Source organism: Rhizobium azibense (assembly GCF_004342325.1).
In the GTDB taxonomy this organism is placed as follows: Bacteria; Pseudomonadota; Alphaproteobacteria; order Rhizobiales; family Rhizobiaceae; genus Rhizobium; species Rhizobium etli_B.
This window is the reverse complement of the sequence record NZ_SMBJ01000001.1, coordinates 140576-163601: the sequence shown is the minus strand read 5'-3', so window position 1 is coordinate 163601 and position 23026 is coordinate 140576. Positions and strand designations below refer to the sequence as shown.

Genomic DNA, 23026 nt, shown 5'->3' with positions numbered 1-23026 from the left:
GACAAACGCGAAGTTTACAACGGTAGGTGAATCTGCTTCACTAATCGGATGTTACAAATGGCTTCCCTTTCCGCTGTCCGCATCTTCGAAGCCGCTGCGCGACTGGCGTCCTTCCGGGCTGCCGCAGAAGAACTCCATCTTTCTCCGAGCGCGGTAAGCCACGCGATTTCAAAGCTCGAACGAGACCTTGGGACTTCGTTGTTCGAGCGGAGCACCCGAAAGGTGACATTGACACTGGCCGGGCAGACGTTGCTGGGCCACGCCTCGAACGCATTCGAAGAGCTACGTCGTGGTGTTGAGACAATCACATCCAACAAGGCTCATCTGCTTCGAGTCCACTGCGCTCCGAGCTACGCAGCCCAAGTTCTGTCAGCACGCCTCCCAGATTTTCTTGGGCAGAACGCAGGCGTGGAGGTCAGGGTTGCTGCTAGCACGACCTACGCTCGTTTCGTCGACGGCCTCTTTGACGTTGACATTGTGTATGGCGAGCCTTCGAACCGCGAAGACCTGATTGTTGTGCCGCTTGGGGAGGAGATCGTCTCTCCGCTCTGTTGCCCCGAAATGGCGGAACGCCTGAGATCTCCACGCGATCTGGCTCGGGTGCCATTGATCCGGAGCGACTTGAAACGAATTCAATGGATCGACTGGTTCGAATTGAACAACCTCGGTCCTGCCCCTCTTCCCGCCATGAGCTTTGACAGAAGTTTCCTCGCGGTCGACGCTGCGGCAAATGGCCTGGGGGTTGCGCTGGAATCCAACACTCTCGCGCATCGAGAATTGGGCAGTGGCCGGCTTGTACGCCCGTTCAGCAACAGCCGGGATAATCGTTACATTGGGCATTACTTGGCCTACCCGAAAGCTGGTAGCCAGCGCCGGCTCTCGAAGGTGTTCGCCGATTGGATCACATCGCAGGCGAACCTAATGCCCCCGCGCTCGTGATGTTTTGCCCAAAGGCTGGTTCGAAATCTGTATGCCGATCAGCCACTGCTGCTAATTCGCAAAGAAGCTCGGCCCGATCGCGGTAATTCACTACATCCCACTGCTTCCCTATTCGAGGCAATGGCGAACCATGGTGTAAGCGTCGGATTGGACAACATTGATGGGTTCGCTGCGGCTGCCCTGAGGTAGCGAGCATCCGATGGTGGTGCCACGATAGTCACGCTCGTAATAGAGAATTTTCCGCACGGCGACGTGCCGCGATCTAGCGAGCCTGATGAGCCCATGGCCGCGGTGCGACATGGGAAAGTAAGTCGTCCGGAATATAGGGCTATATTGCACCACCGCGGATCTGTTGGCGTAGGGCTCCGCTAACGGAACCCGTTGCCAAGATCGGTTTCGCGCACCCCCAAAACGTGCGATCTTGTCGAGGTCCTGACGTCGGCTGGGCGAGTGATCCGCTACTCGGCCCATGCTGCGATCCGTTCCGCGATCGCTTGGAGGCCCCGATGTGCAGGATGTTCATCGTCGTCAGATCGGCAACCCGTACTGCTTTCGCAGGCTCTTGTCGAACGCGGATTCGGGGACGAAACGGCGCAGGAGACTGACGCGTCGCGCCATTTTTCCCGCAGCGTAGCGTCTCTTTGGAACGACGGCGCTCGCCGCTTCGACAATCGTCCTCGCAACGACTTCCGGGGCCTCCCCGGTTTCTATCGCTTTCTTGTTGATCACATTCATGGTGGCGCGCGCGGCGTCATAGACGTCAAGCAATTGGTCTGGCTTGACGAGTTTTTCTTCAAATGCCGTCCTTGTATAGGCGGGCTCGACCAACACGACGCGAATGCCAAAGGTACGAAGCTCGTGGTCAAGCGATTCGGAATAGCCTTCGATGGCATGCTTGGTCGACGCATAAACGGTGGAATAGGGAGCCGGGATCAAGCCCAGCACCGAACTCACATTGATGATTCTGCCTTCTCTCTGCTGGCGCATGGCCGGCAGCACCGCCCTGGTCATGCGTAGAACGCCGAAGACATTAACGTCGAACAGCGCCTGCGCCTGGACCGTCGAGGACTCCTCTGCGGCGCCAAGCAGACCAATGCCGGCATTGTTGACAAGGAGATCGATGCGGCCGGCCGCGGCCAGGACCCGCTCGACCAGTTTCGCCACGGACATGTCGTCGGTAACGTCACAGACCAGCATAGTAATACCGTCAGATCTCTCAGCCACGTGGCGGCGGCTGGTTCCAAACACCCGAAAGCCGGCATTTTGCAAGGCCTTGGCAGTAGCAAGTCCGATGCCGGAGGATGCGCCGGTCACCACGGCGACGCCAGGATTAGTCGTATTCATAAGGGTCACTTCCTTTTTTAATCTTCAGAGGCATAGACGTTCCTTTAGTGCCGCCGTGCATCAGCCCGGTCACTTCCCGTCGTCGAGGAGCTTCGTTCAAGGATTTTCGTTAGGCGGAAAGGCCGTCACTTGGCCCATGCCGCAATCCGTTCCGCAATCGCCTCCGGGGCCTCGAGGTGCAAGAAGTGACCGACGTGGGGGACGACCTCCAACGCGCGCCGGGCGGCGAACCGATGTCGGTCATCGACCTGTTGGGGGAGGATGCAGCCGTCGTTGGCACCGTGAAGCTGCAACATGGGCACCGTGATCGGCCGAGACATGCGGCGCGTCGCCCCAAGCATGCCGGGTCGCAGCATCGCCCGGTAGTACTTTAGAGGCGCGGGCATGCTCGCCCGCAGGCGCTCGTGTAGCTCCGCCTTGAGAGCAGGATCGAGCGAGAAGCCGGGCGACCACTGACGCCAGAGGCGGTTGATGAAGGCGAGATCGCGGGCGGTGGCGATCCAGCCGCTTCCCGGCATTTGAAAGAGCCCCATGTACCAGCTCTTGCGCATTTGAGCGGGGTGCGTCAGCCGGCTTATGAACGTGAGCGGGTGGGGGAATGCGAGCGTGACCGCGCGTTCGATCCGCTCCGGCGCGGTGACGCAGGCATCGTATGTGATCGCGCCGCCCCAGTCGTGGCCAACCAACTCCACGGCTCGCCCGGGAGACCAGCGGTCGATCAGCGCGAGCACGTCGCTGGTGAGGGCTGCCATGTCGAACGGCCCTGCGGTCGGGGACGGCGCGTAACCGCGAAGCCAGGGTGCGACGACGTTACGTCCGCGGCGGCCGAGCTCGGCAAGGAAGGGCCTCGCGGTCGGCGGATGGTCCGGGAAGCCGTGCAGGACGAGCGTCGGTTGGCCATCGGGATCACCACCCTGCAACGCGTGAAACGTGCCGTGTGGCAGGTCGAAGGTGACGTGTTCGAACTCCATGTGTGTCAGCCTTTTCCAAGAACGGTCGGACGGGAAATGCTGACGCTGGCTTCGGTGTCTCTGGTTTTGGTCACGTGTGTCTCCTCAGGGGCCGGGCGAACTGCGGGGTTAGCCGGCCAGAAGCGCGCGCTGGTATATCGGAAGGCTTCGCCGGAGGGCCGCGGCGGAATAGTCAGAGCCAGCGGCGAACCCTGGCCTTGTAGCGGCGGTAGTCGTCGCCGAACTTCGCATCGAGATAGCGCTCCTCGCGGGCGATCACCTGCGTCTGGATCGCGATCAGCACCAACGGGAGCAAGGCGAAGGCGATCGGCCCGTCGAAGCCGATCGCAAGGCCAGCATAGATAAGCGTCATACCGAGATACATGGGATTGCGAGTCCACCGATAAGGACCGGTCGTTGCGATGAGGGTCGTTGGCCGCGACGGCGGAACGTTGGTGCCCAGTCGCCGGAACAGCCCTGCCGCCGCAAGCATCATCGCCGCGCCGGCAACGAACAGCAGCGCGCCCGTCGCGACCAGCAACCGCCAATCGATGCCGAAAGAGCGCAGGGTGACGAACCGCTCCGCCGCCAGCCCCAACAGCAGCGCTCCCAGATAGACGAAGGGCGGAGGGAAGCGCACACCCGCGCTGTCTGGTTCGACGGCCATTCTCATCCTCCAATCTGTGCTCTTAAACCAGCATCGACTGCTGGGCGAATATGCCCGCCATTCGCATTGCCATATTTCCGGGGTCAGGCCGTGCAGAATCCGGGGACGGCGACCTTCTGGAACAGGTGGGGACTGGCCACGACGGATGAAGGATATGCTGGAAGTTTCGCGAGGAACTCGTGATCAGTGAAGGCGGCGCGGACCGCCTCGGTGGATTCCCACACCACATAGTTCAGGTAAGTCGGGCTATCGCCGATCGCTCGATGTAGTTGCATGGAAATGAAGCCCGGTTGCTTCGTTATGATCTCGGCAGCCGCCTTGAAAGCGTCCAGGAAGCCCGCTTCGTCGGTGGGATCGACGACCATGAAGAGGTTAATGAGCACGAGAGGCGCGGCCGCGATACCGAGTTGGCGGTCAAACGGAAATTTCTCGTCTAGAGGTTTGAATGGTTTTATAGCGGCCATGGTGGCGCTCCTGTCTATTGTGAAATTGAAACTGGGTGGCCGATGCTGCCTGCTCTCAAGCCAGCATCGACTGCTGAGCCGAGATACCCGCCGTCGCGCCCTGCCATGATGCCGTAGTGACCGAGGGCATTCCGGGGGTGGCAAGATCGCCGGCGGCATAGATGCCAGGTATGTTGGTTTCGCGGCGCTCGTCGACCTTGAGGACGATGCCGAGAGGCGTATCGACCGTGGCGAGGCCTAGTGATTCATGCAGGCTTGCGGACGGCTTGGTGGGCGGATGCGCGAACAGAATGTCGACTGCGACATCGGGGCCGGTATCGAGCTTGACGGTGGCATTGTGGTGCCCGTGACGGGCGATCCCGGTGATCCGGCCATCAACGACAGGTATGTTGCGGCGGGCCAGATCGGCCCGGATATCGGGTGCAATGTCGTGACCATCGGCGAAGACCGTCAACCTGTCGGTCCAATGCTGATACAGCTTGACCTGAATGTGCGACTGCGGGCGGAACCAGACGAGGCCCCAATGCTGGCCGGCGACCTCAAAGCCATCGCAATAGGGGCAGGGCACGATGGATGTGCCCCAGCTTTCGGCAAAGCCCGGAACATCAGGCATCTGGTCGGCGACGCCATAGCTCAGGATCAGGCGTCGCGCCCCAAGGCTTTCACCATCGCCAGTGAGGACGGAGAAATCGTCGATGGTGCCGGAGATGCTGTCGGCCCGGGCATTGACCAGCCTGATCGTGGGATAGCGCGCCAGCTGCTGCCGCGCCTCGGCCAGGATTTCCAGCGGCGGCTTGTGATCGTGGCCGAGCAGACCATGCGAGTGGCCGGCGAAGCGATTGCGCGGCAGGCCGGTATCGAGAACGGTGACCTTGCGGCGGGCACGGCCGAGCTGCAGGGCGCCGGCGAGACCGGCAAAGCTGCCGCCGATGATGATGACGTCATCCATGGTGATAAGCTCCGTGTTGTGGATGGAGGGGGTTGGGCTGGGCCTGGCGTGGAATATCGTCCATCGATACGCGCTCGAGACGGTCAGCGAGCAGGGCTTCGGCATCGACGAGAATGTCGCCCATGACTGTGTTGACCGGCCGGACAATGCCGCATTCGATATCGCCGGGCGGCCCGGGGAACCTTGATTTGGAGGACAGGTCGAAATCCATCCGTTGGCTTGCACATTTCGGACACTACATGGTATCGTAATTCAAGAATTAGGATACTGTCAAGGACTATAATTGTCGTGAGCAAAAATAGCCAGAGCCGGCGCGGCCGGCCCGCCAACGAGGCGCTTGGCCAAACCATAGTCGACGCCGCGAGCGAACTCTTTGCGGAACTGGGTTTCCACGCGACGACATTGGACAAGGTCGCCCAGCGAGCGAAGATATCCAAGCTCAGCATCTACAAGCACTTCGAGAACAAGGAGGCGCTATTCGGGGCGGCCTTTACGGCCCGCTGCCATCAGTTTTTACCGCAGGCCCTTTTTGAAGGCGTCGACGGTTCGGTCGAAGATCAGCTCATGGCGGTGGGATCATCCCTGCTTCGCACGCTGTTGCGCCCAGACGTCAGCGGTGTCGAGGCCATGGTCATGGCCGACAAGACCAATCAAACGTCGTTAAGCAAGCTCCATTATGAAGCCGGCCCCGCCCATATCATCGCCCAAATCGAGGCCCTGTTGCGTCAGTTGCACGCGAAGGCGGTTCTGAACGTGCCAGATCCCCTCCAGTCCGCCCGCTTGTTTGCTGCGCTTTTCAAAGGATGCGATCTCCTGATTATCGCACGCTTCGATGAGGCGAGAGCAGAGGACGACAACGAAATCGAATCCTATTGCCGGTCGGCCGTCGCCATGTTCATCGCCGCGCACGGTGGCAACGACCACGCGGGCGGATAGCCTGGTTAAGAACGGATCAGAACAAGGATATGGCATGGCAGAGAAAGATGTTTATCAGGTAGCCGACTGGAAAGGCCAAAGCGGGGAGCGCTGGGTCGCCTACCAGGCCCGGCTCGATGCCATGATGGCGGTGTTCGGCCAGGCCGCGATCGAAGCCGCCGCGCCCGCCCCGGGCGAACGCGTGCTGGACGTCGGCTGCGGCGCGGGGGCGTCTAGTCTGGATCTGGCCGCCCGCGTCGGCGCGGGGGGCCATGTGCTAGGCGTGGACATATCCGAACCGCTGATCGGCAGAGCGCGCGCGCTAGCGCCGCAGGATACGCCGGCCCTGTTCCAGGTGGCCGACGCCAGCAGCATCGAATTGCCCGAGGGCGCGTTCGACATCCTGTTCTCGCGCTTCGGAGTGATGTTCTTTGACGATCCTACGGCGGCGTTCGCGCATATGCGCCGTGCGCTCAAGCCGGGCGCGCGGGTCGCTTTCGTCTGCTGGCGCGGCATGGCCGAGAACGATTGGGTGCGCTTGCCGATGGGCGCGATCAAGGGCATCCTCCCGCCGATGACGCCGCCCGATTCCGAAGCGCCCGGCCCGTTCTCGTTTGGCGACCAGGGGCGGGTGGCGCGTATTCTAACGGCGGCTGGCTTCACCGATGTCGCAATCGCGCCATTCGATGCCTCTATCCCGTTCGGCAAGGGGGACACGCGGGATGCAGCGCTCGACGACGCGGTGAAGATGACACTCGAGGTCGGCCCTCTGGCGCGCTCTCTCGCTGATCAGCCCGACGATATCCGCGCCCGCGCCTCGGCTGCGGTCCGTGCCGCCTTCGCGGGCTGCCCCGGTGAGCGGTCGGTGATGATCGACGGCGCGGCGTGGATCGTCACGGCGCGCAACCCGGCAAGCTGACACGGATTAACAGCGGTAGACGCCTAAATGACCCGGAAGCGTCTGGCGTCGGCCTGCTCTAGAATAGGATGACCTGTTTCGCTATCGAGCTTGCCCAGCGCGAAGTCGAGGAGGATCCGGAACGCCTGTCGTTCCCCGCCGGCGAGTGTTCACGAACTCGGCAATCAGTAGGTTAAGCCAAAAGGCGTAATAAAGGGAACAGAATGGCAAGAAAGGATGAACAGCTGTTTAGTCTACGCTACCTGACCTAATGTCTCACAACTGACCCGGCGGCAGATTGAGGCGAGTGAGGGGCATGCGTGGGACCATACTTTTCAAGCCATGGGAGGGATACGAGCAAACGGGGCAGTCATGGCAGATAGTCAATCTACTAGCATGGATGACGTCACTGTGCGGACGAGCTGGCTATCGGCGATAGCGTGGGCATGTTGGCAAAATTTTAGCAGCCAGAATGAGACCGTTGTGGGTAGCGTGTGTCTAGGTACCTCCAAGTCCGGACTGACAGCACCGATCTCAAACCATTGCGGATCGAAGGTCATGCTGATCACCATATGTCCTCAAAAGTCGGACCCATTCATCGCTTTCGTAACATGACTCATCGCGTGATCGCGGGACGGCCATTACCGACCTTTGCAGCCGTGACCTGTTCAGCAAAAGGTTGTAGCTTAATCTGATTGCGGCCATGTCCTTTCGCCTGGTACAAAGCCGCATCCGCTGCTGCCAAGAGCCTCTGCGCGTGGGAATGCAAGGCGTCTCCTCTGGCCGACGAAATCCCGATGCTGGCCGTCACCTTGCCGAATTCGCTGGTTGCATGGGGAAGGTTTTCATCGCTGAGCAGACGCCTGAAGTCTTCCGCGACGACCACGGCCCCACTTTCATCAGTGTTCGGAAGCAAGACTACGAACTCCTCACCACCGTAACGGGCGACAATATCGGTCGACCGTTTCACCGATTTGCCCAGACAGTTTCCTACTGCACGCAGGCATTCGTCGCCGGCAAGATGACCGTAGGTATCGTTGTACAGTTTGAACCTGTCGACATCGATCATCAGAACGCTCAAGGGGACCTGGGTATCGCGACACTTCTCCACCTCGCGCGCGAAGGCGGTGTCAAAGGCCCTACGATTCGCCAGGCTCGTTAACCCGTCCGTGTCGGCCAGCGATCTCAGTTGCTGTGCCGAAAGCTGGAGCGCCGCTTCAGCCTGCTTCATCACGGTAATGTCCGACACCACCACCATCGCTGTGCCGTCATGCGCAAGGCGTGTCTTGAGGCACGCCATTCACCGTTCTTGAGTTGGACCTCCTCGTCCTTGTTTACATGCAAATTTGCGGCCGTGGTCTCAATCCAATTTTCAGGCAGATCCTCGGGCAAGCCGGCTCGTTCGCCAGTTTCGATCACGCGCTCAAGTATTTTAGTGATGTGCGCACCGACCACCCGCGCGTCACGCGACAACGGGAAGGCATCCCGATACTGCTCATTGCAAAAGATAAGGAAGCCCTTCTTGTCGTACATCGCGAAGCCTTCGGACATGCCATTCATCGCAAGCGTCAGCAGGTTCCGTTTTTCGCGGAGTTCACGCTCGAGATCGACGCGTTCGGTAATGTCCCGTGTCACGCCCGCAAGGCCGATAATCTGCCCTTCGCTGTCCCGCAGCGGAACTTTGGAAGCCAGGAGGTGACGGTCTCCCATACGTTCGAGGAAGTCGACAAGCGGCGCGCCGGTACGAATGATCTCCTGCTCTCGATGGTACAAGTCTTCCGCATCCGGAGCAGTACGCAAACTGAAATCAGTAAGACCGAACATTTCTGCCGGCGAGGAATAGTGAAAAAGTTGCGCCATGTTGTTGTTGACGGCAATGAACCGGCTGTCCCGGTCCTTCACGTAGAGATAGTCGGGCGATTGCGAGAAGGCGGTTTCCAGCACCCGCCGTTCCAGCTTTACTCTTGCGGTCTTCAGCATGATGAGACCGCAGACGATCGTGGCCACGCAGTTCATGAGGACAAGCGGGACGCCAAACGCCGACGCCGCCCCCGATTTGGTGAGGCTGGGCAGGGTCACCAAGATGAGGGACAATCCGAACGCAAGCCCAGTGGTCAGAGCCGCGAGTTTGTGGAAGTCAGGCGTTCTCCGTCGAAAGGAGAAATGAGTTGCCACGCCTATGGCGGTGACGACAAGTATGGCAACGACACCATCGAAGGCACCGGCACCACCGACGACGCCACGGAACACGATTGCCGGAATCGCCGCAATCGCGGCCGATATCGCCCCGCCAAAGAGCCCCGCTAGTGCCAGGGGAGCGAAACGCAAATCGATGTAGATGCCTGACTCAAACTGGATCGCGAGCATCATGGAGCCGACGGACGTCGCGCCAGCGATCATCCCCCAAAGAGGTTTTCCAAGCCCGATCAGCGATTTCTGATACCAGACCGAAAAATGCGCCCACATGGCCACGGCAAGCGTCACAAACGCAAGATTGCCGGCGAACTGCTCCCAACTGCCTGACGTCATCTTTCTTCCTAAAACCTGGCTGAATTCAAGTTTGTATCACCAGACTGGTTTGCGATGAATTAACCGCTGCTTCAGAGGTGTGGCGCAAACACCCGATACCCGTGGGTAGGCAAGTCGCTGAAGGCGAAAACATCCTCAGCCGTTGGCGCGGCCGAGGATGGTTAAAGATGTCCGAGCATGAGAAACAGGCCGGCCCAGAGCATTGCCGACAATTCAGCCGCCACCAAGAAACCAATCGTCCGATCGCGCCGTCGTTTCTCCTCCAGTGGATTGACGGGCCGCCGCGTTATCCTTGGAAGAGCCTTCATCCCCTTTCCTGGGGGCGCGTATTTACTGGTGTTGCCAAGGGCGCGAAATCGTAAGGTCTCGCGGGGCCGGTCGGTAAGAAAAGAAGCCCGATGGGCCGTTCCAAGCCTTTTGGGGCGATATGTAAGACACCTGAGAAATCGACGGGCCGCGAGAATCCAGGCAGCGCTTGTAATTGGCGGCGGCGTTCTCTTGGCGGTCAGGCCGCGTCTGTTTGAGTCCCAGGCCATTCAGCCGGAACGGAGAGTGGCGGGGATTGGTTTCACTCCTATTCCGAATTATCCTATCGATTCAAGGCGTCTTCGGATTGTGGAATCACCGATCTCCACCCGACGCCGAACAGTGACCAGCATAATCTGGCAACGTTGTGCGAATACCGGCACTTTGCGATGGTGTTCTAAGATGTTTTCCCGATCCTGAAAGTTCTAAACTTACATTTGTTGTTCACAAAGCTTTAGCATTTTCCGCAACTACATGCCGTTAGCCAATGAAATTACTTTGCGATTTTCGAGTTCACTCTATCTTGTGACTATGGCGAGAGGCCGTAGCCACTCTGGATATTGCCTTTCATCAACAGGAGACGCGCGCTTCCAATTGTTTCGCTGCCGGACATCGGGTTCGGCACGAGATCAACTTTGGAGGTTGAAATGAGCTACTATACGTCGACCATCGCCGTCCTGGCCATCGGCTGCACGGCTCTGATCGCGCCGCTCGACGCAAACGCGTTGGACATCGGCGGCAAGAATGGCGTCAGCGTCAGCGGCAGCAGGGGTGGTGTGAACGCCTCTGTCGGCGGCGCCAAAGGAGTTAACGCCAGTGTCAGCCGCAGCTCGAGCGGCGGCGTCGGCGCGGACGCATCGCTTGGAGGCTCCGGCGGGATCAACAGCAGCACATCCCTGAGCGGCCGGAACTCCGCCCTCGACGTCAGCACTGCTGCCAGCATCGGCGGATCGAATGGTGTCAATGCTGATGTCGATGCGAGCCTCGGCGGATCGCGCCTGGCAACCGCCTCGGCAACACTTGGCGTTGCGGAAGATGCTCTTGTCGAATCCACTATCGGGCCGCCTTCGGAGGACGCCGTGGGCTCCAGTGGCGTGAGGGCGGCCGGCAGCATTCCTCGCAGCACTTTCATGGCCTTGAACGAAATGTCTGCGATCGACAAAGCCAAGGCAAAATTGCGCTGCAAGGACGTCTTGCGTTCGGGTGGGTTCGACGCGAGCCTTGTCAAGCTCTGCAAAATGGTCGTTGCGATGCGTTAGCCGATTGCGCGACGGTTCAAGATCGGGATACCAACCCTCCGGTGTTCCTGACTGCCCGGGAATTCCGCCGCTTGTCGGATGCGGCAAGCTGCGCCTTTCACATCAATAGGTGAGCGTGACAACCACGGTATCGGTGTAGGTGCCGGGGTTCGGCGTGTCCTGCGGGGGCACGCGGCCATAGACGGTCAAGACTTGATCCGCCCCTTTTCCGGTTCCCGGGACGGTGCTGCCTGGTGTGGTCGCATCCCCCCACGGCTGCGAGCGATCCACGTCCTTGTAAAGACCATAAGTGACGGTTTCTGATCCTCTCGACATCTTGCGCGCCGTCGGCGCTGAGTTCGTGGCGCCGCCGTTCAACGAGATTGTATAGGTCGTTCCAGGCGTGCAGGTCGCCGTCACCGAACCGGTGGAGTCGACATTGGCGTTCAGGACGCCCCTGGTGCCGAAGTCGATGTTCTGCACGGAGACGAGACAATTGGCAGCAACGCTTGCGTTGACGCTGAACGACGTCGTGGCCGAAGTTCCCGAGGCTGCATTGCAGTTGCTGTTGGTGGTGTAGCGATATCGAAAGGGGGCGTGGGTTCCGGAAAAGCTCGAGAGGTACGTTCCAGTTGCAGCCGCTGGCTGGCTGCCCAGCACCGCGCCATAGACGGTAATCGTGCCAGAGGCTGCTCCCAGGGCGCTCAGCGTCAGCGCATACGCGGGTGAGCGGGCGGCGTAGGCCCAGCTATAGGATCCCCAGATCACACTCCGGGCTGAATCCGCATAAAGCTGATAATTCAGGGAGTTGCCTCCATTCAGCATCTGCCGGGCAGTCGCCGAGGATGCGCCGCCGCTGCCGGCGGCGAGGTTGGGACAGAGCAGGATGCGTTGCAGCGGCGTTCCGGTACAATTGACGCTGATCGTCGCGGTCGAATTGACCTGATTGCCGGACAAGGTGTCGACCGCACTGAAGTTCATGTTGGAGGTGCTGAAGCTGCAACTTTGCGCAAAGGACAAAGAAGGCAACAGTAAGAAAAGCATGAGACCGATCGTGCGTAGCATCTACCGTTCCTTGGCTATAGGCATTTGACATCGTTGATCACCACCTGTTTTCCTGGCTGAGGCTTATAGGAAAACTCGGCATGACATTTGCTGCCGTCATCGAGAGTGACGTCGATCGCGTTCCGGGCGCCGAGGCCGCGGATGTAGGCTTGACCGTCATAACCGATGACAAACTCGTCGCTTGAACCTTGCAGATTGCCGCTGAGACCCGCTTGAAGGAGCGTTCCGTTCTGGTCCTTGATCGTGACGAGTGCGGCTTGCGGTGCGTCGGATACGCCGAACTTGACGACGACGCCGCTGCGATCTGCGGGAACGACAACTTCCTTGGTTGCCGGCACGTCGGCATCGACGGGCAGATTTTTCGGATCGATCGATACGGTGTTTGGCTCATACGAATTGAGATTCGGCACGAGGATCCGACCGCTGCGGTTGGTCTTGCCGACGGGCCTGTTTTGCTGCTGGACCTCGACCTCCGGCGTTCCGACATCGACGACAGCGAAAGCGTCGTCGATCCGATTGGTGGCAAAGACGTCGCCGCCGGCGATAGCGACGGCGCCGTCCATCTGAGCGGTGGCACGGAAATCGCTGTCGTACTGCTGTACGCCGCCTTCAAATCTCCCAAAGGGCGTGCGGTAACTGATCGCGGCTTCCCGGTTGGAGACTTTTCCTTCGGATGTGCGCGCCCGCCACCCGATGCTGCCGTTTTCCTGCTGCTCCGACTTGGAAATGTCGGCAACGACATTGAACCCGTCAGGCCCGCTTTCGACACCTGTGTTGGCGGAGACATTGTCTCCGAGCGGGATCGAAACTCCGGCAAAGATCCCGAAGCTGTCGCGGTCCTCGAGATCGGTGAAGGCCGAGGCGTAGAATGTCGCGCGTTTGAAGGTCTGGCTGTAGGAGAGGCCGGCAATCTGGCTCTTTTCCCCATCGGCGTTTTCCAGGCGGGTATAGGAAAAGTTGAGGCTCGAGAGGTCGAGCGGTGCCGGAACGCTTAACGTCACCTGATCGAGGGCGCGGGGAACGCCTGCACTGAACATCGGCAGATCCCCCGAATTGGTAGACGCCGGCTCCGCGGTGACCGAGGCGATATCGTCGTAATTGTCAAAGGCGCGCTGCATGCGAGCATAGATCGACCAGTCGCCGTTGCTCACTTCCAGTGATGCGTTAAAAAGCGCGCCCGAGCCGCGGTCGCTCGTGCTTCCGGCAGCGGCGACCGACGCCACACCCCAGGGGCCTAGTGGAAAGGCGGCGCCGATGCCACCGTTGAGGAGATCCTCGCCGCCCTCGAAATGGCTCTCCAGCGTCAGCCAATCGGTGAGCCCGTAGCGCGCCGTTGCAACCCCCATGATGCGATCGTCGTAGTCGTCCGATTCAATTCCGAAGTTGCGGCGCGGAACGCCGGCCTCCACCGAAAAGTCGATCAAGCCCTCGCGCAGCAGCAAGTTCGATGAGTAGAATGGCAGCGTCTGGGTCGTTTCGCGGCCGAGGCTGTCGCGCAGAACAACGCGGGCTTCGCCGGAGCCCGCAAAAGCGGGGAGGTTGGTAACCTGAAACGGTCCGGCCGGGACGTCGCCGGAATAGGTCCGGACGTTCTGGCTGTAGATCTCGAGCGTCGAGGGAACCGCAGCCGTTCCCTCGAATGCCGGAAGCGGCTCGGTCACCAGGTCGGAACGGAGGGAAAAGTTTCGCTGCGCCTGAATGCCGCCGAAATAAACCGGCCGGGTCCATGAGAGCCCTCCGGTCGTGAAGTCGCCCATCCGATACGTCATCAGGCTCTTCGGATCCGAATAGCTCCAGGTCGTATTGAGTCGGGTTATGCCGTCCAGCTCGCCATTGGAGTAGCCAGCGAGGAACGACTGGCTCAGCGTTCCATAGGGGCTGAAGAACCGTGCGTCGAACGATCCCGATACGCCTTGAAATACATTCACATGGTCATCGAACAGCGTGTTGGAGCTGGCAAACAGCGAGTAGTTGAGCACGCCGCCGTAGCTGGACTGTGCTTCCGGGACTTCGTTCTTTTGCTTTTGCTTGACGTCGATCATCCGCGGCGCGCGGCCCTCATTCGTCGTTGTCACGTAAAGCCGCTGGGCTTCCTCGTCCACCCTGTACGACAGATCAGCCAGATCGTTCAGGTCGACCAATGCGTCGTCGGAAGCGTCCGCCGACGGCTTGATCCCCACTTGGCGGAGTTCGTCGGCGGTCGCAGCGAGCGACCCGTCCGGCTGCTGCTTGAAACTGCCGATCATCTTCATCGACGCGTCGTTGATGAACACCTCAAGCAGGACATCGCGCGCGCCGGCAGGCGTTTCACCGATCTCGGTCGCCGCCGGCTCGTTTGGAACTTCTTGCGCGTTCAGCGCCGAGACAGAAAGAATGGTGCCCGCAACGACGATCCCGACGCTAGCGCTTCTTAACTGCGACGTTGGCATCGAACGGTCCCAGATCGCTCTGGCCCTGCAACGTCACGCTGCCGCTGGAGAGGGACTTTGCGCTGCCGACCGGCCACTGCATCGTTGCACCGCCAAGAACGTAGCCGACCAGGCCGTTGCGTCCGCCGACCTTCGTGGCCCCCTGCTTGAGGGTTACGTTCGAAAGACGGAAGCGACTGTCGCCGCTGTTCTTGCCGGTCAGGAACAGGCTGCCGCCGCGTCGGCTGAGATTCCACGAGACATCGGGAGCCTTGGCTTCGGGGTTCCGGAAAAAGACAGGAACCGAGTGACGCATGATCAGCGTGACGGTCCCGGCTTTCGCCCGGGAGGGATCCGGCAGCTCGTCGACGATGACGCGATAGGTCTCTTCCTTGCGGACAGGCGCTTTGCTCGTGCGCACCACCCGAACTACATATTCGGCGTTTGGACCCATTTTGGTCGCTGGCGGACTGGCAACCACGTCCGTGGTCGGTTCGAGCTGCTCGGCGCCGTCAGTCTGGCTCCATTTGAAGACGCGGACCTGGACATTGATCGGATGATCGCCATCGTTGGTCAGGTTGAGCACGGCCGCGCTGTCGGGCGCGACGAGATCGAGATTCGTGGGAGCCACCCTCAACGAGGCGGCGTTTGCAACAGGCACATTCAAAATCAAGAGCGCAGTCACGGCAATGCATGAAAGCATCCGTAGCATGGCGGGCCTCCAGAGCTGACGAGTTCTAGTAGGTGACGGTGATTGCTACCGTGTCGGTATAGACCCCCGATTCCGGTGTGACTTGTGGCGGAACCCGGCCATAGACGGTGACGTTCTGCACGTCGCCGTTGCCCGTTCCCGTAACGGTATCCGTACCGACTGTAACGCCCCAGACTTGGGTCCGCGCCGCATCGCGGTAGAGGGAATAATTGATGGTCGCTGCGCCCGGTCCTGTCATCTTGCGAACGGCTGTCGTTGCATCGGCGCCCGATCCGGCGCTCAAACCCACATTGTACGTTTGCCCCGACGTGCATTGAACGCCGATCGAGCTGGTCTGGTCGATGTTGGCGTCGATCACGCCCGCAGTGCCGAAGTCGAGATCGCTCACCGTTTGGATCTTGCACTCGGACTGGATTGTAATTCGGACGGTCATATTGCCAGTTGCGGTTGCAGCTATGGCGGGTCCCAGGGGTATTAATAATGCGAGGCCGGCCAGCGCGGCGCCGCGAAACGCTTTCAGCATCCGTGTTTCCTTTCTTCAAGTACGCAACGAAATTGCTCCAAACGCTACGAAATCAAGCATATAAGGGCGGTTGTGGCAAATAAGGAGACATTATGATCGAATGGAGGCGATATCGGGGCAATTCTACCAATGCGAGCATAAATATATGATCTGATGTTAGAAATATAACGCCAGTACAAGGCTGCAGAGAACCGAATGGTTACTTGAGAATCCGACTATCTCCTGGGCGGTAGGCAGGTTACTGAAAAATCGTGCATTGTTCGATTTTGTCCGCATGGAGCGCATTTTGTTTAAAGATCGAGCATGACTTTCGAGATGTGCAAGGCCATGGCCGACGGGAATAGTATTATTTAATAGTTGCTCAAGCCGCGCATGCTTTGAAATCCCGATCTCTTCAATCGTGGCGCCAGGGTGTCTTTCGCAATCTTTTGGACGTTGGCTTGCGACCACCCTGGTATTGTTTCGTGCCAGACAACACTGCGAGTGCGAGATAGAACTTAGGTTTCACGGGCGCTGACGACACTTCGTTCTGGTCCAATGCGGAAAATGGAAGCGCAGTCTGATCGAATCGCAGACGCATCGCCGTGCTGCGACTGCGCCAACACGACCGTTAGCGGACCCGTTTCGCCCATTACGCGTTGCCGAACCAGCCTTTTGTTTTCCGGTGGCGATGCCAGATGACGCCGGTCACATTATTGCTCGTGGTTGATGAGGCATCAGTGCAGCTGGTTTTCCAGCACGCGCTCACCGACGCGGGATTCGAGGTGGGACAGTACCGAACGGCGACTTTGCGAGGAGGTCCATCTCAATCTCGCATACCGATGGTTTTGCCGCCTTGGCCTGGACGGAAAGGTACCGGATCATTCCAGCTTCTCGAAGAACCGTCATGGCCGGTTCCGGCAAAGCGGCATCCTGCGGCACATGTTCGAGACGGTGGTGGAGCGCTGCCTTGCTCAAGGGCTTGTGGGCGCGGAAGGATTTGCCGTTGATGTCAGCTTGATCGCGGCGGACGCCAACAAGCAGCGCTCAGTGCCCGGCGCGGAATGGGAAGTCAAAGACGATGCGGGTCGCTCGGTGCAGGAACTGGCGGTCCTTCGATGACGCGGCCTTTGGTGCGGCGTCGCCGGTGACACCGAAGTTCATCTCACGGCCCGATCCGGCAGCTCAATGGACTGGTGCCCACAAAGGACATGCCTTCTTCGCCTACGCCACCAACTATCTGATCGATACTGATCACGGCGTCATTCTTGATGTGGAGGCGACGCTTGCCATCCGCCAGGCGGAGGTCGGAGCATCCCGCACGATGATCGACAGGACCGAGAACCGCTTCGGCTTAAAGCCAGACTATCTCGCCGCCGACAGCGCTTACGGTTCTGCTGACAATCTTGCCTGGCTGGTGACAAGAAGATCGCGCCGCGCATTCCTGTCTTCGACAAGTCGAACCGGACCGACGGGGCCTTCTCGCGTTCGGACTTCACTTGGGAGGCTGAGAATGATCGCTACATTTGCCCGGCAGGTAAGGAGCTGAAGCAGTTCCACCGAACCTATGCAACGCCCAGATCAGGGATCACGAGCGAAGGCACGCGGCTTTATCGCGCTCCGAAAGGGCGACTGTGATGCCTGTGAGCTGCGGCAACGGTGCTGCCCAAATACACCCGCTCGGAAGGTGCCGCGCGACCTGAACAAAGATGCCCGCAATGTGGCGAGAGCAATTGCCACCATACCCGACTACGAGCGTTCCCGGCATCGCCGCAAGAAGGTGGAAATGCTCTTTGCTCATCTCAAACGTATTCTCCGAATGGCGCGTTTGAGGCTGCGAGGTTCATGCGGTACGAGTGACGAATTCCTGCTTGCGGCAACCGCCCAAAACCTGAGGAGATTGGCAAAACTCAGACCGCCAAGGCCGTCGCTCGGCATCATCGCCGCGTCAGCCGCCGGCAGCGTCCAACAGCCAACTTAATCGATCTGCGCGCCTCCTGTCGCATTTGCCATGGTGGCTGTCATGCCCGCTGCCAAGTCGCTGGCCAAGAGTACTGCCGCGTCAGCTATTTGCGCGAGCGGCGTCACGCGCCGCAAGGGGGTGTCCTTGGCGAACTCTTTATGAATTTCATCGAGCGTCATGCCACGGTCACGCGCTGCCAAAGACCAAACCTCGTGAACGCCGGGAGAATCTGGAGAGCCCGGTGAACGAACCCAGTTGACCCTTACCCCAAAGGGCCCATTTTCTACTGCCAACTGTCGCAAAAAAATGCTCAACGGCAGCACAAGCAATGCCAAATCCGCCCACATTCGGGAACGCTTGGCGTCCCGCGTTCGCACTGATACCCACGATCGAACCACCTCCGTGGCGTACCATATGGTCCGCAACCACAGTTCCGGTGTAGAACCATGTCGTGAGACCAGTTTGGACAGGTCGAAGTACCTTCTCGAGTGACATGGTCCCGAGTGGTTCGCCCTGCGTGTCACCCCAATCGATCGCATTGAACATTATCTTTACCGGGCCCGCCTTCCCGGAAATCAGCGCGAGTTGCGCCTCAATGGCATGCTTGTCGGTCGCGTCGACGGGCAGCGGCTCTGCCATTCCACCCTGCAAGCGAATGTCGTCAGCAACGACATCGAGACGATCTCGTTGACGTGCCGCCAGGAAGACGCGAGCGCCTTCTCGGGCAAACGCTCTTGCCACGGCCGCTCCAACTGCGCCGCTCGCACCATAAACAACTGCATTTCGGTCTTTAAGCAACATGCACTTCTCCCTCTGCGCCGTTCACATAGGCTGGCCTTCTAAGACGATTAACAGTCTTCCCGTCCGACAAGCTTGGGGGAAAAATTAATTATTCAGAGATCTAATTGAGCGGTGCGCTCCGCGGCGATCGTCGGAGCCACGGCTGCTTCGCGCCTGCATGTTGGCCACAGAGGAGGTCTTTGCCTTCGCCCGGAAGTCGGCATTGCGGTGACCACCTAGAGTTCATAGTCGTGCCACAACCGGCCATTTCCGCAAGTTCTGTGTGCGTCACGCCCGACTCGCCCGAACGCTCAGCCACCGATCATGGGGCTTTCCGACGCACCGACGTACCTCGCTGACGATCCAGCCGGCGTCTGTGAGTGCGGACCGCAGGGCAGACTCGCGCCAGTACGTCTCGACGTAGCGCCGAGGCGCTGCAGCACTGCCGTGTGTGGACACATCCTCGCCTTCGCCCTCTCTTACGGAGGCGTGCAATCGGCCACCGGCCCGTGTCGCCTCGGCAAGCCGTCCAAGCACCGTGCCGAAATCCTCGCGCACGACATGAATCAGGCAGGCACAGGCCCAGACCCCGTCGTACGGCGTGCCGGGACGCTGCGGGTCGGCCAAGTCTTCGGTCAGCGGGTCCAATAGGTCGGCCTCGAACCCACTTTCGCGAAGCAGTTCGACGAAACCCTTTGAAATGTCGGTGCGCCGGACGCTAATTCCCCGCTTCTCAAGCTCAAGTGCATCTCGCCCGCCACCGCTTCCGATCTCCAGCACCCTGCCCGAGCCGCCCAGCTCGGTCACGAACGCATCGATCTCTGTCGCGACCCATTCGGGCATCGCCGCGGCCTCGGCAGCGTACTCCGCAGCGACCGTATCATAGGACCGCACGGTATCCAGGTCGGTGCTCATCCTAGCGCTCCTCCTTCAAGACAAGAGGCCTGGTGAGCGAGAGGCCCATCAGCCCGTTGCGCCCTTCACACTTCGGCAGTTGGTGCATCGCGGGCGATTTGCTTCCCAGCTTTAGCAGAAATGCGGTCAGAGACACCACCGACCGATTGCCAATGCTGCCGGGCGACAAAGCGCCTGCATTTCTGTCGTTCGCGCGGCCTTGCGAATACCGAAAGCAGCCCTTCTGCTTTGGTCGGTGCTACGACTGGGGTGGACAGCAGAAGTTCAAAGCGAAACCGCTGAAGAGCCGCTTTGCGCGCCCATAGGGGCCATATTTCACTGGTTGTGCGCTGTCAGGAACCTAGAGTACTCGTCAAAGAACTGTTCGAAGGCAGCCGTGTCCTCCATGAGCACATGATTGTTTCCAGGAAGCTCAACGAAGGTCGCGTTAGGAATAAGCGTAGCCATGAGACGCCCTTCCTCTATCGGCGCGACGCGATCGCCGATGCAATGCAGGACCAACGTCGGAACATTGACCTGCTTCGCCATCTCCGTCACATCGACCGTGCTGTTCATTTTCCAGATCCGCATCGCCGCTTCCGGACTCGTAGCAATGCGCTGAAGTTCGTCGAAATTCGCAGCCATCTCGGGCTGAGCGTCGGGCATGAAGGTTGTTGTAAAAAAGTGCCTGAAGACTGGATTGGTCGAGCCCCAGCCGTCGCGGATCATCATCGTCCCAACTTTATAAAGGTGCTTTTGGTCCGGTTGCGTCCGCTTGAGCCGACCCCGAAGAAATCCGCCCAAGAGGACGAGGCAGGTCACCTGCTCGGGATTCTCCACGGCGTAGCGGACACTGAATGAGCATCCTTGCGAAATGCCGAGAAGCGCGAACCGGCTCAGTCCAGCAGCGGCTGCGACGGTCGACATGTCGCCAGTCATTGCCCCCTCGGATACAGCTTCGACGCCCCAGTCCGATAGGCCATTTCCTCGCTGGTCGAATCGTACCAGCCGGCACATGCTCGCCAACCTGACCAGCCATGGGTGCCAGATTGGACTGCGCCATTCATACTCCAGATGGTTCAGCCAATTCGGTGCCTTCAGCACCGGCATCCCTTGGCCAATACTGGCCCACGCGATCTGCACTCCGTCTGGGGCAGTGGCGAACTGTACCTGTTGTTGCTGCGCAGCTTTGGGAAGCTCCGGGCTAGGAAGCGAAGCGTCGAGTGTCCACTGCCAAACCCGGATGGGGCGGGAGATATTCTTCACCCGCTGGTTGCCCATGTCGCGAAAAGGCACTTTCATCTTATCCGCGACCGCTTGATGTACAATGTCGGAGATGCAAATGCCGCCTGGCTTCGCCAGCCCCTCAAGGCGGGAAGCCACGTTGACGCCATCGCCGAAGATATCTCCATCCTCGAAGAGGACATCCCCGAGATTGATCCCGAGGCGGTAGAGAATGCGGCGTTCTTCCGGTGACGCTCCCTCGCGGTTCGCCATAGCCACCTGGATGTTGATGGCGCAGCGGACGGCATCCTGTGCCGAAGCGAATTCGACCAACATCCCGTCGCCCGTGGTCTTGACGATGCGGCCTCCACGACTTGCGATCTGCGGATCGAACAACTCCGTGCGGTGCACCTTCTGACGCGTAAGGATATCTTCCTCATTTTGCTCCATGAGGCGGCTATAGCCTGCCATGTCGACGGCCAGAATCGCGGTCAAGCGGCGTTCCACAGAGCGCGTCCCCAGAGTTTCAGCCAAATTTCACACTACCACATGTGGGCGATCGGAATAAGCCTTTGAGAAAATGCACATCGTAATGCGACGACCGGCTGAACGGCCGCATCGGGGTCGGAACTTACCGGTCAGCTTAGGGAAGGTCTTAAAAGGTGTCGGTACCGGCCGATCCGCAAAGCGCCTGCTTGTCGGTCATTCGGAAGCAGCCAACACGGGTACACAGCGGACCGTTAGCTTGCCCTTCGAGAACGAAGCATCGGAGTGGCAGTCAAGTAGCATCTCGATGGCGCTCATCTCCCCGCATCGCCTGCTGAGAGCCCGCCCCTTACATCGTATCGTCGCTGAGCCTCCTCGATATCGTCGAGGTGGTAGATTGCCCAGTCGTAGACTGCGCCAAAGGGAGTTTGGAGCGTGCGCCCTAGGTCGGTGATAGAATACTCGACGGCGTGCCGAGAAATTTCGCGCCTGGAGCGATTGCGGCGGCGAGATGGAGTGCGCGATCCCATCGACATCTTACTTGCCGACATTTCGATTTACTGGTTCTCCGGAAACATCGCGGCGTATTGCGCCTGTACAAGGAAATGCGCCTTCAGCCGCTGACCTTCGAGGCAGTGGCCGTCTTCCGCGTGAGCTGCCCATGCCGCCACGTTCCTGGTCGAGCGCGCGCTCAACGTTGTACGCTGGACCTATTTGCCCGCGGGCGGTCATTTCGCGGCAGTCGAGCAACCCGAGGCGCTGGCCGAGGAACTCCGACTTTTCTGGAGGCCTCTTCGGGCAAGGGGCGATCCTCAAGACTGAACGTTGATGCGCCGACGTTATAAGCTGAACTCAAGCGACCACTGCCAAATTGGGTGAAGCGCGCAATCGGGCTATGTCGCGCGCCGGCGGCTCTCCGAAATGGCGGCGGTATTCGCGGCTGAACTGCGTTGGGCTTTCGTAACCCACGTAGATGGCCGCAGTCGTTGCATCGATGTCCTGGACCAGCATCAGGCTCCGTGCCTCCTGCAGCCTGAGTTGCTTCTGAAACTGTAGCGGCGTCATCGCCGTCACAGACCGAAAATGCTCGTGCAGGCTCGACGGACTCATGCCCACTTCCGCGGCAAGCCGCTCGATGCTGAACCGTTCCCGGAAGTTCTGCTGAATCCAGGCGATGGCGCGGCCAACTTGGGCTACCCGACCTTGGCTGGAGGTGATGTGGCGCATCCTGGCGCCGGCCGGGCCGGCGAGCAGGCGATAGAGAATTTCCTGTTCGGCAAGCGGCCCGAGCACGGGCATTGCTGCCGGATCGTCGAGCAGGCGCAGCAACCGTATCGCCGCGTCGAGCAGGCCGGCATCGGCGTCAGACACGGTCTTGCCTATAGGCGCGAAGGGCGTTCCCGGTGGCGGCGGCACACGCAACGTCAACTCCCCCAGCATGACCGGATCGAAATCGAGGTACAGACAGAGATAGGGCTTGTCAGGCGTTGCCTCCACCACCTGACCTGTCGCCGGCAGGTCGTAGGTCACGATCCCATAGCGCCCTGGTTGATATCTGAAAACGCGGTCACCGAGTGTGACCTGCTTTTGCCCCTGCACGACAAGGCACAGCTGCGGTCGGTAGACATTCGGCATTGGCATCGTCACCGTGGAGGATCGAACAAGCCAAACGCGTTCAAGGGGGGTGGCTTGGAAGCCGTCCTTCGAAACGTTCCGAGCAATCACGGCAGCCATTTCGGTCAATATTTGCATGAACCGGACCATCGCATGCGCGTGGAAGGGCGGCAAGGCGA

The 23026-nt window shown here is 59.8% G+C and carries 19 protein-coding genes and 2 pseudogenes; 6 read left to right on the top strand and 15 right to left on the bottom strand.

What is annotated here, in order from left to right; all coding sequences use genetic code 11:
* Positions 1-48 precede the first annotated feature (48 nt).
* Positions 49-939 carry a LysR substrate-binding domain-containing protein gene (locus EV130_RS00760; RefSeq protein WP_074065448.1) on the top strand — a complete coding sequence of 297 codons (891 nt, stop codon included), beginning with the start codon at positions 49-51 and terminating at the stop codon, positions 937-939.
* A 528-nt stretch (positions 940-1467) separates the two neighbouring features.
* On the opposite strand, the gene EV130_RS00755 is transcribed toward EV130_RS00760, so the two are convergent.
* The 5 genes from EV130_RS00755 to EV130_RS00735 form a co-directional block, all read right to left on the bottom strand.
* On the bottom strand, positions 1468-2283 hold the full coding sequence (locus EV130_RS00755) for an oxidoreductase (protein WP_132549775.1): 816 nt from the start codon (positions 2281-2283) through the stop codon (positions 1468-1470).
* A gap of 125 nt (positions 2284-2408) precedes the next feature.
* Positions 2409-3254, bottom strand: a complete 846-nt coding sequence (locus EV130_RS00750) for an alpha/beta fold hydrolase (protein ID WP_132658950.1) — start codon at positions 3252-3254, stop codon at positions 2409-2411.
* 172 nt (positions 3255-3426) lie between these two features.
* A complete protein-coding gene (locus tag EV130_RS00745; RefSeq protein ID WP_132549781.1) occupies positions 3427-3900 on the bottom strand; it encodes a methyltransferase family protein in 474 nt (157 codons plus the stop codon).
* Positions 3901-3983: 83 nt separating this feature from the next.
* On the bottom strand, positions 3984-4364 hold the full coding sequence (locus EV130_RS00740; protein WP_074065444.1) for an antibiotic biosynthesis monooxygenase family protein: 381 nt from the start codon (positions 4362-4364) through the stop codon (positions 3984-3986).
* A 55-nt stretch (positions 4365-4419) separates the two neighbouring features.
* Positions 4420-5313, bottom strand: a complete 894-nt coding sequence (locus EV130_RS00735; RefSeq protein WP_074065443.1) for an NAD(P)/FAD-dependent oxidoreductase — start codon at positions 5311-5313, stop codon at positions 4420-4422.
* Here EV130_RS00735 and EV130_RS32425 point away from each other — a divergent pair.
* The 3 genes from EV130_RS32425 to EV130_RS00720 all read left to right on the top strand — a co-directional run bounded on the left by EV130_RS32425 (position 5312) and on the right by EV130_RS00720 (position 7147).
* Positions 5312-5500 carry a hypothetical protein gene (locus EV130_RS32425; protein WP_074065442.1) on the top strand — a complete coding sequence of 63 codons (189 nt, stop codon included), beginning with the start codon at positions 5312-5314 and terminating at the stop codon, positions 5498-5500. The two genes, EV130_RS00735 and EV130_RS32425, sit on opposite strands and share 2 nt — an antisense overlap.
* A gap of 101 nt (positions 5501-5601) precedes the next feature.
* Positions 5602-6249 carry a TetR/AcrR family transcriptional regulator gene (locus EV130_RS00725; protein WP_074065441.1) on the top strand — a complete coding sequence of 216 codons (648 nt, stop codon included), beginning with the start codon at positions 5602-5604 and terminating at the stop codon, positions 6247-6249.
* Positions 6250-6283: 34 nt separating this feature from the next.
* On the top strand, positions 6284-7147 hold the full coding sequence (locus EV130_RS00720; RefSeq protein ID WP_132658948.1) for a class I SAM-dependent methyltransferase: 864 nt from the start codon (positions 6284-6286) through the stop codon (positions 7145-7147).
* A gap of 595 nt (positions 7148-7742) precedes the next feature.
* Here EV130_RS00720 and EV130_RS00715 read toward each other — a convergent pair.
* Positions 7743-9655, bottom strand: a pseudogene (locus EV130_RS00715) (diguanylate cyclase).
* Between the two features lie 953 nt (positions 9656-10608).
* Here EV130_RS00715 and EV130_RS00710 point away from each other — a divergent pair.
* Positions 10609-11220, top strand: a complete 612-nt coding sequence (locus EV130_RS00710; RefSeq protein ID WP_132658946.1) for a hypothetical protein — start codon at positions 10609-10611, stop codon at positions 11218-11220.
* 102 nt (positions 11221-11322) lie between these two features.
* Here EV130_RS00710 and EV130_RS00705 read toward each other — a convergent pair whose 3' ends face one another.
* The 4 genes from EV130_RS00705 to EV130_RS00690 are packed head-to-tail and all read right to left on the bottom strand — an operon-like array spanning position 11323 to position 15907.
* A complete protein-coding gene (locus EV130_RS00705) occupies positions 11323-12264 on the bottom strand; it encodes a Csu type fimbrial protein (RefSeq protein WP_132658944.1) in 942 nt (313 codons plus the stop codon).
* Positions 12265-12278: 14 nt separating this feature from the next.
* Positions 12279-14693, bottom strand: coding sequence for a fimbria/pilus outer membrane usher protein (locus EV130_RS00700; protein ID WP_132658942.1), 2415 nt, complete (start codon positions 14691-14693; stop codon positions 12279-12281).
* Positions 14665-15384 carry a fimbrial biogenesis chaperone gene (locus EV130_RS00695; protein WP_074065755.1) on the bottom strand — a complete coding sequence of 240 codons (720 nt, stop codon included), beginning with the start codon at positions 15382-15384 and terminating at the stop codon, positions 14665-14667. The genes EV130_RS00700 and EV130_RS00695 overlap by 29 nt, the downstream gene beginning before the upstream one ends.
* 25 nt (positions 15385-15409) lie before the next feature.
* The gene (locus EV130_RS00690; RefSeq protein ID WP_132549791.1) at positions 15410-15907 is read right to left on the bottom strand and encodes a Csu type fimbrial protein; all 498 of its coding nucleotides are present in this window, start codon (positions 15905-15907) and stop codon (positions 15410-15412) included.
* 774 nt (positions 15908-16681) lie between these two features.
* On the opposite strand from EV130_RS00690, the pseudogene EV130_RS00685 reads away from it, so the two are divergent.
* Positions 16682-17867, top strand: a pseudogene (locus tag EV130_RS00685) (transposase); the annotation flags it as partial.
* Here the strand turns inward: EV130_RS00685 and EV130_RS33795 are convergent.
* From EV130_RS33795 to EV130_RS00660, 5 genes are all read right to left on the bottom strand, one after another.
* A complete protein-coding gene (locus tag EV130_RS33795; RefSeq protein ID WP_281031613.1) occupies positions 17864-18142 on the bottom strand; it encodes an SDR family oxidoreductase in 279 nt (92 codons plus the stop codon). The pseudogene EV130_RS00685 and the gene EV130_RS33795 sit on opposite strands and share 4 nt — an antisense overlap.
* Complete coding sequence (locus tag EV130_RS00680) at positions 18036-18650, bottom strand: SDR family oxidoreductase (protein WP_281031612.1); 615 nt, start codon at positions 18648-18650, stop codon at positions 18036-18038. The genes EV130_RS33795 and EV130_RS00680 overlap by 107 nt, the downstream gene beginning before the upstream one ends.
* 267 nt (positions 18651-18917) lie before the next feature.
* Positions 18918-19544, bottom strand: a complete 627-nt coding sequence (locus EV130_RS00675) for a class I SAM-dependent methyltransferase (RefSeq protein WP_074065434.1) — start codon at positions 19542-19544, stop codon at positions 18918-18920.
* 315 nt (positions 19545-19859) lie between these two features.
* A complete protein-coding gene (locus EV130_RS00670; RefSeq protein WP_207900840.1) occupies positions 19860-21242 on the bottom strand; it encodes an alpha/beta fold hydrolase in 1383 nt (460 codons plus the stop codon).
* A gap of 843 nt (positions 21243-22085) precedes the next feature.
* Positions 22086-22967, bottom strand: coding sequence for an AraC family transcriptional regulator (locus tag EV130_RS00660; protein WP_281029242.1), 882 nt, complete (start codon positions 22965-22967; stop codon positions 22086-22088).
* Positions 22968-23026 lie beyond the last annotated feature (59 nt).